Origin of the sequence: Streptococcus mitis, assembly GCF_008763935.1 — a bacterium.
GTDB lineage: Bacteria > Bacillota > Bacilli > Lactobacillales > Streptococcaceae > Streptococcus > Streptococcus mitis_DB.
Genome location: NZ_VTQF01000003.1, coordinates 285,018 through 299,980, shown reverse-complemented (window position 1 = coordinate 299,980; position 14,963 = coordinate 285,018). Strand labels below are relative to the sequence as shown.

Sequence of the window (14,963 nt, the reverse complement as noted above, 5' to 3'; positions counted from 1 at the left end):
AATGTCTTTCACTCATTATACTCCTTTTTGATAGCCTTTACAATGATTTCTGTCCATTTTTATCATCCTCATTTTAGTAAAAAATCTTAGGGTACTTTGAGTTATGAGTACATTATACACTGGTAAACTCCAATTTATCTTCTCTGTTCCTCAACTGTCTATTTTTGATCCTGAATTGTTATTTAAAAAGCAAAAATCCACCCCGAAGGATGGATTGATACTTTAACGCACTTCTGCATTGACTTTTTCTTCGAGAGACGCTTGGATTTTTTCCATATAGCGTGCGACTTCTTCGTCCGTTAAGCTATCTTCCGGATTTTGGAAGGTCAAGCTATAAGCCATTGACTTCATACCAAGTCCCAATTTTTCGCCTGAGAAGACGTCAAAGAGTTTGATATCTGTCAAACGTTTCACACCGGCAGCTTGGATAGCGTCCACAACTTCTTGGTGAGTCACTTCTGCCTTGAGGAGAAGGGCAACGTCACGGCTAACTGCTGGGAATTTAGTAATTTCTACAAATGGATTAGCAGGTTGAAGCGCAGTTTCGATGGCTGAAAGATTGAGCTCAGCTACATACGTTTCTGGAATATCGTAAGCCTTAGCAGTGACTGGATGCACTTGACCAAGGAAACCAAGAACTTGGTCACCGAGTGAAATCATAGCTGTACGACCTGGATGAAGGCTAGCAATTTCAGATGTTGCTGTATAAGTTACTTGGAGTCCCAAACGAGCAAATAGGGCTTCAAGGATTCCCTTAGCATAGAAGAAATCAATTGGAACTGCTACTGTTTGGAAATCTTTTTCTGCAACCAAGCCTGTCAAGGCAAAGGCAAAGCTATTAATCTCATTTGGAAGTTCTTCTTTTGGATTGCCAGTTTGTTCAAAAACTTTACCAATCTCATAAAGGGCCAAGTTTTTATTCTTACGAGCTACGTTATAAGCCACCGTATCAAGGATACCAGAAATCATATTTTGACGGAGGACAGAACGATCCACTGTCATTGGCCACATAAGTTCCGTAAGGTTACTTGGTTGAGCCGTAAACTCAACTGCTTTTTCAGGAGTTGTTAGAGCGTAGGTGATGATTTCTGTCAAACCTGCCCCTTCAGCAATGGTACGAACCTGACGGCGAAGTTTTTGTGTCGCAGTCAATTCACCTGCTGTACCATCGTCTTTTGGTAGACTAGTTGGCAAGCGGTCATAACCATAGATACGAGCGATTTCTTCAAAGAGATCTGCTTCAATAGTGATATCCCAACGGCGACGTGGGACACTGACTGTAAAGCTATCTGCATTTCCAGAAAGACCAAATCCAAGACGACGGAAGACGTCTTCTACATCAGCATAAGAAAGCTCAGTTCCGAGGACGCGGTTAACATCAGCAAGAGTTGAAGAAACTTCCACATCAGAGGTATCAAGCTCACCCGCTGAAACGATGCCTTTGCGCACCGTCGCACCTGCAAGTTCTGCAATCATGCTAGCTGCCGCATCAAGGGCTTCATTGACTGTTGCCACATTGATGCCTTTTTCAAAGCGAGAAGATGACTCAGAACGAAGGTTGAGGCGACCACTGGTCTTGCGGATAGATTTTCCGTTGAAGACTGCAGCTTCAAGGACGACACGACTAGATTTATCAGAGATTTCTGTTGCTTGACCGCCCATGACACCGGCAAGGGCTACTGGCTTGTCAGCGACAGTAATGACTAGGTCATTCACGTCCAAGTCACGTTCTTCACCATCTAAAGTCACCAATTTTTCACCAGCACGCGCTTCACGTACACGGATGTCACTCCCTTCAAAGGTATCCAAGTCAAAGGCATGCATTGGTTGACCAAAGTAGAGCAGGATGTAGTTAGTCACGTCCACTACGTTGTTAATGGGACGGATACCTTCATTCATAAGAAGGTTTTGCAACCATTGTGGACTTGGTGCGATGGTCACATTGTCCAAGATACGAGCTGCATAGTAAGGCGCCTTGTCTGTCTCAATACCCACAGAAAGAGCATCTGCTGCAGCTTGGTCAGTTTCTGAAAGAGTAAATTCTTTAAAGTTGACTGCCTTATCATAGATAGCTGCTACTTCGTGAGCCACTCCACGCATAGAAAGGGCATCCGCACGATTGGGTGTGATAGAAAGTTCGATGATTTCATCATCCAAGTCTAGATATGAGAAGACTTCCTCACCTGGAACGGCATTTTCTGGCAAGATTTGGATGCCATCTGCAAATTCCTTAGGTACAACTGAGTCAGAAATTCCCAGTTCACCAAGCGAACAGATCATTCCAAGTGACTCAAGACCGCGGATTTTCCCTTTTTTGATCTTGTAATTGTCAGCGATACGAGCTCCTGGAAGAGCCACCATAACCTTGATACCAGCACGCACATTCGGTGCACCACAGACGATTTGACGGGCTTCTTCTTCGCCAACGTTAACCTGACAAACATGGAGGTGAGTTTCTGGCACATCTTCGCAAGACAAGACCTCACCGACGACAATTTTTGAGAGACCAGCAGCAGGTGATTCGACACCTTCTACCTCGATCCCTGTAGTTGACATTTTTTCAGCCAACTCTTGTGATGGAACATCAATGTCCACCAATTCTTTTAACCATTTATAAGATACAAGCATAATTTAGTTCTCCAGAATGACAGTTGCCACTCTAGTTCTTTTCCTTTCCTATCATTTCAATAGAAGAATCATCTTCTTACCTTAATTTCTTTCTCAGTAACCAATCCGTATCTACTTTTTGACCAACCATAAAATGATGTTGGCTAAATTTTTCAAAACCATATCGATTATAAAACGCTTGAGCTTTTGTATTATGCTCCCAAACACCTAGCCAAGCCCAGAAAAAATTATTTTTTGTAGCAAATTCAAGAGCAAATTCAAACAGTTGCTTACCTAGTCCAAATCCTTGGAATTTTTGTAGCACATAGAGACGTTGAATTTCAAAAGCATCCTCTAATTCTCTCTCAGTCTGAGCACTTCCCCAGTTGACTTTGAGAAAACCAGCTATCTCCTCTTCATGCATAATGAAGTAGGTTTCGGATTCTGGATTTTCCAACTCAGTTGACAAAACTCTCAAACTATAAGCCTCTTCAAAGTATTCCTGTAACTGCTCTTCCGTATTATCATGAGCAAATGTTTCACGAAAGGTTTGTTTGGCAATTTTGGATAACACCCCAATATCTGCCTTTTCTACTTTTCTGATCATTATTTAAACTGTTCTGAGAAGCGGACATCTCCTTGGTAGAATCCACGGATATCGTTGATTCCGTAACGGAGCATGGCTACACGCTCTTGTCCAAGACCAAAGGCAAAGCCAGAGTAAACAGTCGCATCGATACCACTCATTTCGAGGACACGTGGGTGAACCATACCGGCACCCATAATTTCGATCCAACCAGTTTTCTTACATACGTTACAGCCTTCTCCACCACACTTGAAACAAGAAACATCCACCTCAACAGATGGCTCTGTGAATGGAAAATAAGATGGACGCAGACGAATCTGACGCTCTTCACCGAACATTTTTTGCACAATCAACTGAAGGGTTCCTTGAAGGTCAGCCATAGAGATATTTTTCCCAACAACCAAACCTTCGATTTGGTGGAACTGGTGACTGTGGGTCGCATCGTCTGTGTCACGACGGAACACACGCCCTGGTGAGATCATTTTCAAAGGACCTTTAGAGAAATCATGGGCATCCATGGCACGCGCCTGCACTGGAGACGTGTGAGTACGGAGTAAGATTTCTTCTGTGATATAGAATGTGTCCTGCATATCACGGGCTGGGTGGTCTTTGGGAAGGTTCATACGTTCAAAGTTATAGTAGTCTTGCTCCACTTCAAAACCATCCACGACTTGGTAACCCATCCCAATGAAAATATCTTCGATTTCTTCACTGGTTTGTGTCAAAACGTGACGGTGACCAGTCGCAACTGGACGACCTGGAAGCGTCACATCGATACTCTCGCTAGCAAGTTGAGCCGCGACTTTCTTTTCTTCCAAGAGCTTAGCTGTTTCTTCAAAGGCTGCTGTCAAGACATCACGAGCTTCATTGACGTGTTTCCCAATGATTGGACGCATCTCAGCAGAAACATCTTTCATCCCTTTGAGGATTTCAGTAAGCGAACCCTTTTTACCAAAGACAGAGACACGCAAATCTTGCATCTCTTTTTTATTTTCAGCAGTAATCTGCTTCAAGCTAGCCAGCGTTTCTTCACGAAGCGCTTTTAATTGTTCTTCAATAGTTGACATAATTCCTCCATCAGTCTCTCGTAGATAAAAAGAAAACCACATGCCAAAAACTCCACTCGGAGCGTTGACACGCGGTACCATCCGTTTTCATCTGACAAGTCAGACCTTCATTTCTAAATCCATGCACAAGTGAATTCACCCAGCTTTCATATAGAGAGCTTACAGTCACGGCTCTCCTCCCTGATATACTTCCCTTGAGTTACTAGTCTTGCGGATTTCTATTCAATTACTACCTAGTTTATCAGATTTTTAGTTAAAAAACAAGTTAGATTAGATTAATTTCAGTATAAAACTCGTTCCTTTTTCTGTTACTCCATCTTCCACAAATCCAAGCGACTTGAAACACCTCCTAGAAGTATGATTGTAGGTGTAGATTTCCTTGACTTTCAATTCTTTCCATCCTTTTACTCGAGCCAATTCAATCAAAGTACTTAGGATCTTTTTTCCAAGTCCTCGATGTTGGTAAGCGGAATTCCCAATCACAATGGGGAGATTATCCTGAGATAGTGTAACATCCCCAATTGGAAACCATTCTCCCTTCTCCTTGACTTCAATCCAAAAAAGTTCACCATGCTGATCCAAATGGGAATACATAGCTTCCAAAGTTTCTTGACTATAAGGTTTCTTCACACCATCTACGAGGTGAACTAAGTTCACATCCTGATACCAAGCAAAAGCTTCTTCACAATGATTGACCTTATAATAAGGAACAAGACGCAGTGCATTATCTATTTGTAAAATCCGTTTCATCTGCTTTCCTTTTCCACAAAATAGTTGCTGCTTGATTAAAACCATCACACCAGTTATACCATTTTGCTTCATACTCATCTTGAGCTAAGATATGATTTTTTAAATCCAGAACAGAGTAAATCATTCTTTCCTCACAAGCTTGCGCATAGAGATGATATAGTTCATCACCACCATCTCTATCCCACTCAGCAGAAATCGTATCCCGACCTGCCAATAAAGCCTGATAAGCCCTGTGATGCCCATCTGTAATCAACAAGCAATCTCCAAAGGCAAGAATACTGATTGGATCGACATTGTTTAATTCTACAGACTGATAAAGTGTCTGGAGGCCTGCTAGTTTCTTTTCTGATAAGTATAGTTGAGTCGGATGGAGAGCTTTTATGTTGACTTTCATTTCTTTCTCCTCAAGAGAATTTGATATTCACTTCTGCTTACCTTTAAATCGCCATTGGAAGCGGAGCTTGTCATAGAAGGGAAACTCGATAAACAAGACTCCCAAGCCCACACAGAGACTGGCAAGGACATCTGATGGGTAATGAACTCCCAGATAGACCCTTGATACCAGCACACTGACTAGGTAGAGAACAAGGACAATTTGCATGATTTTTCTCCAGACTGGATCTTTCATCCGTTGACTGAGAATGACAATCAGAGAACCGACCATCAAGGTTACAGCCAGAGAATGACCGCTTGGAAAGGAAAATCCCTTCTCCTCTACCAAGTGTAAAATAGCTGGTCGTGGGCGCTGATAGATATTTTTAAAGGTCACGATTAAAAGACCTGCCAAAGCTAGATTTCCCAGCATGAAGAAACTTTCTATCTTCCACCGCTTATGATAAAAGACAAAAGCTGTAATGACAACCCAAGTGATAATCACTGGAATATCAATCAAGCGTGTGATGGCCCTAAAAAGAATAGTCAAGTAATCTGGCAAGTCTCCTCGAACGGCAGTCTGAATCGGTTGGTCAAAACCGACCAGCGTTTCAGGGTAAAATTTGACCATGTAGCCAAGAATAACGAAAAGTAAAAGGGCAAAACTGCCCTTCATTAAAAATGTTTGTTTATCTTTCATAATGTTTTAAGGTTGGTTTCAAAAGGACGTACAACAACCAGAATGAAACGGAAAAGATTACACCCTCAATCAAGTTAAAAGGTAATACCATGGTCATTAGGTAGTTGGAAAGTCCCAAAATTTTTCCAATATCAAAGTTAGCAAACTTAGCGTACAAAGGAACAGCATAAACATAGTTGAGAACCAACATAGCCACGGTTAAACCAATAGTCCCAGCTAGAGAGCCTAGTAGGAAACGAAGGGTTGTCCGTTCCTTTTTCCAAATCAAAGCAAATACGATGACAAAAACTCCCAAAGCTACGATATTCATTGGCAAACCAATGTAAGTATTCACTCCCTGGCTGTTAAGAAGCAGTTTCAAGAGTGAGCGAAGCAAGAGAACTCCTAGAGCAGCAGGCAAATCCATGACCACCAAGCCCACAAGGACTGGCAAGATACTAAATTCGATCTTGAGGAAGGATGCCGCTGGTAAAAGCGGAAAGTCAAAGTACATCAGCACAAATGAGATGGCTGATAAAATCGCAATAGTCGAAAGTCGACGTGTGTTTGTCATAACAGGTTCCTCCAATTTTCTATAAAATCAGAAGAAGTTAGAAAGGATTTCTCTATCTATTCTATCTTTTTATATCCCAAAAGTTCCCTCTCACTCTATTAAGGAAATTCAAGCAAGCGGTTACAGTTTAGCTATAAATCTATCAGAACAGACAAAGCTATTCTTTCGTCTTCTCCCATCCAGACTATACTGTCGGTTGTGGAATCTCACCACATCAGCTTGCGCTCGCGGACTTATTTGGCTAAGATATTTTAGATTTATCTAGGCGTCGCAGTCGAAGATAATACTTAAAGTATATCGAGACAAGACAACAACGAGAAAGCTAAAATAGCTAGTCAAATTTACCGCCGGTCGGGAATCACACCCTGCCCTGAAGACTCTTTTATCATAACAAAAAACGCTTGCAAGCGCAAGCATTTAGTTCATTTTCATTTTTTATTTCAATTTATCCACTTCATAGGTATGAACAAGCTCAAGACCTGCAAAGTTCTGCTGGCGAAGAGCCTCATAGACAATCATACAGACGGTATTAGACACATTGAGACTGCGGACATGTTCATCATTCATGGGAATACGGAGAGCCTTTTCAGGATGTTCTCGCATAAAGTCCTCAGGCAAGCCCTTGTCTTCACGTCCAAAAAGAAAATAATGGTCTTCATCAGTCGATAAATCCACCTCAGAATAGACTTTTTCCGCGAATTTCGAAATCAGATAGAGTTTGCCCTTCATCTGAGACATGAAATCCTCCAAACTCTCGTAAAAATAAATCTCTAGCTTATCCCAATAATCCAACCCAGCCCGCTTCATCTTGCGGTCATCAATAGGAAAACCCATTGGCTTGATGATGTGGAGGGGAGAATTAGTCGCAGCGCAAGTACGAGCGATGTTGCCTGTATTTTGTGGAATTTGTGGTTCAAATAATACAATGTGATTTGTCATGACTTGCTTCCTTTCACCATTGCAAAAAAATAGCCACACTGCCCGGAGTCAAGCTCAGCAAACAGCGTGGTTAAGGCATCGTTAACTTACCTCACAACAGGTTTGAAGTAAATCAGCGAAACTACTTCCTTAGTATAACACTTTCAGAATCATTGTCAATAGAAACGACTTGATTTTTTCAATTTTTTCAAGCTATTTCCAAGGGTTGTAAAATCGTCCCTGATTCTGCAAGATAAGTAGTAAACTAGCTACTAAAAACAAGGCTGCCAAGAGCAAGGTAAGATAGTCTCCTTTTTTCAAGGCCTGATAACTATACCAAGTGCGTTTTTTCTCTTTCCCAAAGCGTCGAAGCTCCATGGCAGTCGCGATGGTATCAATGCGTTCTAGCGAGCTGAAAATCAAGGGAGTAATAATGCGCAGATTGCCTTTGATTCGTTGCATGAGAGAAGCTTTCTTGGATAATTCCATCCCACGCGCTTCCTGAGACATCTTGATGGTAAAGAATTCTTCCTGCAAATCTGGAATATAGCGCAAGGTCAGGCTGACTGAATAGGCAATCTTGTAAGGCACACCAATTTGATTTAAACTGGAAGCAAACTGACTAGGGTGGGTTGTCATCAAAAAGATAATAGCCAGAGGAATAGTGCAAAGGTACTTAATAGCCAGATTTAGCAGATAAAAGAGCTCTTGACTGGTCAGAGTGTAGGCACCGATTCCCTGCCAAATCACACTTCTCTCTCCGTAAAGTCCAACCCCATACTCGGGAGAAAAGAGATAGACCATCAAAACGTTTAAAACGGCAAATACCGTCGCAAAAACGGCTACAAAGGAAACATCTTTAAAACGGATTTCTGACAAATAGAGGAGAAAGACCGAAAAGATGGCAATCAGAACAAGCAGCCTGGTATCATAGCTAATCATGGCCGCCAATGATACAAGGATGAAAAAGAGGAGTTTACCAGCTCCTGACAAGCGATGAATTACAGTATCTCTATGCTGGTAACCAATTAATTTAGCTTGCATCCTTCTCTCCTTTCTTTGTAAAATGCCGTTAAAGCAAGTGGATCCACGTCTAGTTTCTTGGCCAAGTTAAAGATTGAAGTTTCTTTTAGGTTGGCTTTTACTAACAACTCAGGATTACTCAAAAGACTAGCTGGATCAGTATCGGCAATCAATTCCCCATCCACCATGACAAGAGCTCGGTCTGAATAATCCAGCATCAATTGCATATCATGCGTAATCATGACAATGGTATGACCTTTTTGATGTAACTCTTCGAGAAATTCCATAATCTCAGTATAGTTCTTCTGGTCTTGACCCGCAGTCGGTTCATCTAAGAGAATTATTTCAGCTCCCAAGACCAAAATTGAGGCAATAGTGACACGTTTTTTCTGACCAAATGACAGGGCAGAAATGGGCCAATTACGAAATTCATAGAGACCACAGATTTTCAAAGTTTCATAAACTCTTGTTTCAATTTCCTGCTCGTTCACACCTCGCAAGCGAAGTCCCAGAGCCACTTCATCAAAAATCATGTTGGTTGAAATCATTTGATTGGGATTTTGCAGCACATAGCCTACTCGTTCAGCCCGCTCTGCAACAGAATCTCCTTTTATATCCTGTCCTTCCCACAGATATCGGCCTTCAGTTTGGATAAAGTTACTTAAGGCCTTGGCTAGAGTTGACTTCCCTGCTCCATTTTTCCCGACAATGGCAATCTTTTCGCCCTTTTTAATATCCAGATAAATGGATTTTAAAATCGGTCTATCATCATAAGAAAAAGACAAATCCTCTAATTTAAAGAGTGACTGCAATTCTACGGTTTCTTTTGCCAGTTCATTCTGCAGCTGAACCTGACCTTTTGAGATAGACAAGTTATCCAGATTTGCTAACTGTTCTTCCTTGGCTAAATCCACACCCAATTGACGGAGAGTGGTTAGATAAAGGGGTTCTCGAATTCCATTTTGTGTCAATAAATCAGTCGCCAGTAACTGGTCAGGACTCCCATTAAAGAGGATACGACCATCGTTTATCAAGACAATCCGATCCACAGGTCTATGCAGAACATCCTCCAAACGATGCTCAATAATAAGTGTCGTTGTTCCCTCTTCCTTATGAATCTGATCAATCAATTCGATAATATCCTGACCTGACTTGGGATCTAGATTGGCGAGTGGTTCATCAAACAAGAGAATCGGACTTTCATCAATCAAGACACCAGCCAGACTGACCCGCTGCTTTTGTCCACCTGACAAATCCTGGGGACGCTGAGCTAGTAAAGGGATAAGGTCCAGCTTTTCAGCCCATTTATGAACACGACCTTTCATCTCATCTAGAGCTGTCACGTCATTTTCCAGAGCAAAAGCCAAATCCTCTGCCACGGACAAGCCGATAAACTGTCCATCTGTATCCTGCAAAACTGTACTGACCAGATGAGACTTATCATAGATGCTCATATCAAAGGCTGCTTGCCCCTTGATCAAAAATTCTCCAGACATCTGACCCTTGTAAATATTGGGAATAATCCCATTCAAACATTGACCCAAGGTAGACTTGCCTGACCCAGATGGCCCAACAATTAAGACTTTCTCTCCCTTGTAAATGGTCAAGTCCACCCCTTGCAAGGTTGGTTCTTGTTGCGTTTCATACCGGAAAGAGAAATCCTTCCACTCAATTATAGCTTCTTTCATCTTACTCTCTTCATTCGCTTCTTAGACTTCTATTTTATCATAAATCGAACCCTTCTTACAGTCTCTTCTCGTAAAATCTTAGCGTCAAAAAGAGTCCTATCATAGCTTGCTTGCCTAACTAGTCTATAAACATCGAAAAAGACCGGTCGCCCAGCCTTTTCCTTTATGTTAATCCTTTTTCAAACTTCCTGAACGAGTCTGCGTACGTGAATAAGCTAGCAAGAGAAGAGTACCTGCGATAGCTACAGTTACAGCATTAGCAATTCCCGCAACAATCCCTTGGGCAAATACTTTTTCTGCCGCTTCTTGATAAATCACAACATCTCCAAGTGGTGCCAAGACACCCCAAACAAGAGCATTTGCAACAATCTGAATGAGGTTAAAGAAGACAATATCCTTCAACTCAAAAACACCCTGTGTTACTCGAATGTATTTTCTAAAGAGTCCGACGGCTAGACCAAAGAGACCACTAGCAATAATCCAAGTCCACCAAAGGCCGTAGCCAGCAAGAGAGTCCTTCACTGCATGACCAATTAAACCAACAAGTAATCCCACTAGAGGGCCAAAAATGATAGACAAGAGGCTCTGTACCGCATACTGAAGCTGGATGCTTGTATTTGGAACAGGTGTCGGAATGCTGATCATCCCGATGACAACAAAGAGCGCAGCTCCAACACCGATAGCAACAACTTGTTTAATTGATTGATTTTTCATCTATATTCTCCTATTTTATGATTCTATTTTCTTTATTTCAATGGTCCAAGATGAACCGACACCCACATTATAGGCCTTGGCAAAGGAACCTTGGTTGATAGCCAAACCTAAACGATAGAGAGAGTTGATGTAAAGGATGGGTTGCCCAATTCTCACATCTGCAAATGATTTGCCATAAACAACCTGATTTTGATAAACCAGCATATCTGCGTGATAGATAGTCACTTCAAAACGGTCACCAAAGTCTGGTTCCAGTTTGTAAAATTCTTCTCGTGTGATAGAGGTCCAAAGCGAACCAAAACGCACATCTAGAATATCAATAGCTCCCTTTACCAGATGATCTTCAATGATTGTCTCTACGACTGGAAGTTCCACAATCTGATCTACACTGAGCTCTGGCCCCACTTCCTCAAAAGAAATGTGACCACTAGCCAGTTTAGCACCAGTATAAGCATAAACATCACGACCGTGGAAAGTATAAGAATGCTCTGTGTTTTGACGTCTATTGGCCACTTCAGAAATTTCACGAATGGCTACAATACCAACGTGTTTCTTGATAAAAGAAAGCGTTCCATTGTCTGGCGTGACAATGTATTGATTTTTTGCAGTCTTGGCAACTACACTCTTACGTTTCGAGCCGACACCTGGATCGACCACCGATACAAATGTCGTTCCCTCAGGCCAGTAATCTACCGTCTGAAAGAGACGATAGCTCCCCTCAAAAATATTATAAGGCGTGATATCGTGCGTCAAGTGATGAATTTTTAAGGTTGGAGATTCTTCTAAAGCCACTCCAATCATAGCCGATACCGCACCATCAACCAGACCAAAGTCTGATTGTAATACCAGTAAATTATTATTCATTTTATCTCCTTGTATATCCTTTATCATACCATATTTCAGAGAAAGGTGCTAATAGCTATTTCAATTGATTAGGGTATAGTTTTACCTTATAGCAAATTTCCTACTAAAAACTCTGGTGATTAGCTAGTAGGTGCATTTTTTCTTGAAAAAAGGTATGATAGTTACATAATGAAGAAGTAGGTTTTATTATGAAAATTATCCTTGTCGGAGGGGGAAAAGTTGGTTCTGCCCTCTGTCGCTCCTTGGTTGCAGAAAAGCATGATGTTTTGCTGATTGAGCAAGACGAATCTGTCCTCAATCATATTGTCAATCGCTTTGATATCATAGGCATCCTTGGTAACGGGGCCGATTTTACCATCCTTGAGCAAGCCAGCGTCCAGGATTGTGATATCTTTATCGCCCTGACTGAATACGATGAAGTGAACATGATTGCAGCCGTTCTAGCAAAAAAAATGGGAGCTAAAGAGACCATCGTTCGGGTGCGGAACCCTGAATATTCTAACTCTTATTTCAAGGAAAAGAATATTCTCGGTTTTTCTCTTATCGTTAATCCTGAGCTCTTGGCTGCCCGTGCTATTGCTAATATCATTGACTTCCCCAACGCCCTCTCTGTCGAACGTTTCTTTGGTGGACGGGTCAGCTTGATGGAATTCGCTGTTAAATCCTCCAGTGGTCTTTGCCAAATGCCCATTTCTGATTTTCGGAAAAAATTTGGCAATGTCATTGTCTGTGCGATAGAAAGGGAACATCAAATTATCATTCCAAGCGGTGACATGACTGTACAGGATAAAGATAGAATCTTTGTCACTGGTAACCGTGTTGACATGATGCTCTTCCATAATTATTTCAAGTCTCGTGCCGTGAAGAGTCTTCTTATTGTTGGAGCTGGTAGAATTGCCTATTATCTATTAGGTATCCTCAAAGACAGTCGTATCGATACCAAGGTTATTGAAATCAATCCTGAAATCGCCAGCTTCTTTAGCGAGAAATTCCCAAATCTCTACATCGTTCAAGGAGATGGTACCGCAAAAGATATCCTGCTGGAAGAAAGTGCTCAAAACTATGATGCCGTTGCGACTCTAACAGGAGTCGATGAGGAAAATCTGATTACCTCTATGTTCCTTGACAGGGTAGGTGTACAGAAAAATATCACCAAGGTCAATCGCACCAGTCTCCTTGAGATTATCAATGCGCCTGATTTTTCAAGTATCATCACACCTAAAAGCATCGCTGTAGATACGATTATGCACTTTATTCGTGGTCGTGTTAATGCCCAGTATTCAGACCTTCAAGCCATGCACCATCTAGCCAATGGCCAAATCGAAACCCTGCAATTCCATATCAAGGAAGCTAATAAAATGACTGCCAAACCTCTTTCTCAACTAAAACTGAAAAAAGGGATTCTTATTGCAGCTATCATTCGAAAAGGCAAGACTATTTTCCCAACAGGAGAGGATATGCTGGAAGTTGGAGACAAGCTCCTAGTAACAACTTTGTTGCCAAACATCACCAAGATTTATGACTTGATTGCGAGGTAAGAAATGAATAAAAGTATGATTCGTTACCTCCTTTCAAAATTACTTTTGATTGAAGCTGTTCTTCTTTTGGTTCCTGTAGCTGTTGCTATCTATTACCGTGAATCGAGCCAAGTCTTTACAGCCCTCTTTACAACGATTGGGATTCTCGTATTACTAGGCGGTTCAGGAATTTTACAAAAGCCAAAAAATCAACGGATTTATGCCAAGGAGGGAGTCTTGATTGTTGCCCTCTGTTGGATCCTTTGGTCCTTCTTTGGTGGTCTCCCCTTTGTTTTTGCTAGGCAAATTCCCAGCGTTATCGATGCCTTTTTTGAGATCAGTTCTGGCTTTACAACTACTGGAGCAACTATTCTGAATGACGTTTCAGTTCTCAGTCGTTCCCTCCTCTTCTGGCGAAGTTTTACCCACTTGATTGGAGGGATGGGGGTGCTTGTTTTTGCGCTTGCTATTATGGATAATGCCAAGAATAGCCACCTAGAGGTGATGAAGGCTGAGGTTCCTGGCCCTGTTTTTGGCAAGGTTGTATCCAAACTCAAAAATACTGCCCAGATTCTCTATCTCCTTTATCTAGCTCTCTTCTCCCTCTTTGTCATCATCTATTATCTGGCTGGTATGCCCCTATTTGATAGTTTTATCATCGCTATGGGTACTGCGGGTACAGGAGGTTTTACAGTCTATAACGACGGGATTGCCCACTATGGTAGCTCACTGATTACCTATCTGGTTAGTATCGGAGTTTTGGTTTTTGGGGTAAATTTCAATCTCTACTACTACCTTATGCTCCGTCGCGTCAAGGCCTTCTTTGGAGATGAAGAACTTCGAGCTTACTTGGTCATTGTTCTGGTTTCTACAGGCTTGATTAGCCTTAATACCCTCTATCTCTACCCAGGATTTTCCAAGAGCTTTGAAATGGCCTTCTTCCAGGTTTCCAATATTATTACGACGACTGGTTTTGGATATGGAGACATTACCAATTGGCCCCTCTTCTCCCAGTTTATCCTCCTCTTCCTCATGGGAATCGGTGGTTCTGCTGGTTCAACCGCAGGTGGACTCAAGGTTATTCGAGGTCTCATCCTTTCAAAAATTGCCAAAAACCAAATTTTGTCAATCCTATCGCCCCACCGTGTTTTGACCCTCCATGTTAATAAAACGGTAATTGACAAAGATACCCAACATAAGATTCTCAAGTACTTTGTCATCTATTCTATGATTTTGCTATCCCTTATCTTTATTGTCAGCCTAGATAGCAATGATTTTCTGGTTGTAACCAGTGCTGTCTTTAGCTGTTTCAATAACATCGGGCCTATTCTAGGAACGACATCTAGTTTCTCAATCTTTAGTCCTATCTCAAAAATTCTTCTCTCCTTTGCAATGATTGCAGGCCGTTTGGAGATTTACCCAATCTTACTTCTCTTTATGAAGAGAACTTGGTCTAAGAGATAAAATACAACCACACCTTGTATCTAACAAAGTGTGGTGTTTTTATTTCAGACCACCTCCTCAACTCAACCAACTCTTTTTAAACCAAGCGAGACACTTCAGATCCTGACTTATACTCAATGAAAATCAAAAAGCAAACTAGG

General features: G+C 41.6%; 14 protein-coding genes and 1 riboswitch. Of the genes, 2 read left to right on the top strand and 12 right to left on the bottom strand.

From position 1 onward, the window contains the following. Positions 1 to 222: 222 nt before the first annotated feature. From pheT to F9B91_RS06450, 12 genes are all read right to left on the bottom strand, one after another. Complete coding sequence (gene pheT / locus F9B91_RS06505; protein WP_150922770.1) at positions 223 to 2,628, bottom strand: phenylalanine--tRNA ligase subunit beta; 2,406 nt, start codon at positions 2,626 to 2,628, stop codon at positions 223 to 225. Between the two features lie 76 nt (positions 2,629 to 2,704). Beyond that, positions 2,705 to 3,214: a GNAT family N-acetyltransferase gene (locus tag F9B91_RS06500; protein ID WP_150922769.1), complete on the bottom strand. Its 510-nt coding sequence runs from the start codon at positions 3,212 to 3,214 to the stop codon at positions 2,705 to 2,707. Beyond that, positions 3,214 to 4,260 (bottom strand): phenylalanine--tRNA ligase subunit alpha, encoded by a 1,047-nt coding sequence (pheS, locus tag F9B91_RS06495; protein ID WP_150922768.1) that lies wholly within the window; start codon positions 4,258 to 4,260, stop codon positions 3,214 to 3,216. The genes F9B91_RS06500 and pheS overlap by 1 nt, the downstream gene beginning before the upstream one ends. Positions 4,261 to 4,530: 270 nt before the next feature. Then, positions 4,531 to 4,980, bottom strand: a complete 450-nt coding sequence (locus F9B91_RS06490; protein WP_191962427.1) for a GNAT family N-acetyltransferase — start codon at positions 4,978 to 4,980, stop codon at positions 4,531 to 4,533. Between the two features lie 4 nt (positions 4,981 to 4,984). Further along, on the bottom strand, positions 4,985 to 5,404 hold the full coding sequence (locus F9B91_RS06485) for a chromosome partitioning protein ParB (protein ID WP_150922766.1): 420 nt from the start codon (positions 5,402 to 5,404) through the stop codon (positions 4,985 to 4,987). A 27-nt stretch (positions 5,405 to 5,431) separates the two neighbouring features. Further along, on the bottom strand, positions 5,432 to 6,082 hold the full coding sequence (locus F9B91_RS06480) for a phosphatase PAP2 family protein (RefSeq protein ID WP_150922765.1): 651 nt from the start codon (positions 6,080 to 6,082) through the stop codon (positions 5,432 to 5,434). Beyond that, positions 6,072 to 6,635 carry an ECF transporter S component gene (locus tag F9B91_RS06475; protein ID WP_000185834.1) on the bottom strand — a complete coding sequence of 188 codons (564 nt, stop codon included), beginning with the start codon at positions 6,633 to 6,635 and terminating at the stop codon, positions 6,072 to 6,074. The genes F9B91_RS06480 and F9B91_RS06475 overlap by 11 nt, the downstream gene beginning before the upstream one ends. 163 nt (positions 6,636 to 6,798) lie before the next feature. Next, a riboswitch (FMN riboswitch) is annotated at positions 6,799 to 7,017 on the bottom strand. Positions 7,018 to 7,070: 53 nt separating this feature from the next. After that, complete coding sequence (locus F9B91_RS06470; RefSeq protein WP_000181388.1) at positions 7,071 to 7,574, bottom strand: tRNA (cytidine(34)-2'-O)-methyltransferase; 504 nt, start codon at positions 7,572 to 7,574, stop codon at positions 7,071 to 7,073. A gap of 192 nt (positions 7,575 to 7,766) precedes the next feature. After that, positions 7,767 to 8,597 carry an energy-coupling factor transporter transmembrane component T family protein gene (locus F9B91_RS06465; RefSeq protein WP_001148089.1) on the bottom strand — a complete coding sequence of 277 codons (831 nt, stop codon included), beginning with the start codon at positions 8,595 to 8,597 and terminating at the stop codon, positions 7,767 to 7,769. Next, positions 8,582 to 10,264 carry an ABC transporter ATP-binding protein gene (locus tag F9B91_RS06460; RefSeq protein WP_150922764.1) on the bottom strand — a complete coding sequence of 561 codons (1,683 nt, stop codon included), beginning with the start codon at positions 10,262 to 10,264 and terminating at the stop codon, positions 8,582 to 8,584. The genes F9B91_RS06465 and F9B91_RS06460 overlap by 16 nt, the downstream gene beginning before the upstream one ends. A gap of 168 nt (positions 10,265 to 10,432) precedes the next feature. Then, on the bottom strand, positions 10,433 to 10,978 hold the full coding sequence (locus F9B91_RS06455) for an ECF-type riboflavin transporter substrate-binding protein (RefSeq protein ID WP_033689391.1): 546 nt from the start codon (positions 10,976 to 10,978) through the stop codon (positions 10,433 to 10,435). Positions 10,979 to 10,993: 15 nt separating this feature from the next. Beyond that, positions 10,994 to 11,842 (bottom strand): SAM hydrolase/SAM-dependent halogenase family protein, encoded by an 849-nt coding sequence (locus F9B91_RS06450; RefSeq protein ID WP_150922763.1) that lies wholly within the window; start codon positions 11,840 to 11,842, stop codon positions 10,994 to 10,996. 188 nt (positions 11,843 to 12,030) lie between these two features. Here F9B91_RS06450 and trkA point away from each other — a divergent pair, with 188 nt between their 5' ends. Both trkA and F9B91_RS06440 read left to right on the top strand, forming a co-directional pair. After that, positions 12,031 to 13,380 carry a Trk system potassium transporter TrkA gene (gene trkA, locus F9B91_RS06445; RefSeq protein ID WP_045612297.1) on the top strand — a complete coding sequence of 450 codons (1,350 nt, stop codon included), beginning with the start codon at positions 12,031 to 12,033 and terminating at the stop codon, positions 13,378 to 13,380. A 3-nt stretch (positions 13,381 to 13,383) separates the two neighbouring features. Continuing rightward, entirely contained in the window at positions 13,384 to 14,823 is a 1,440-nt protein-coding gene (locus F9B91_RS06440) for a TrkH family potassium uptake protein (RefSeq protein WP_084888201.1), read from the top strand. The last annotated feature ends 140 nt before the right edge of the window (positions 14,824 to 14,963 follow it).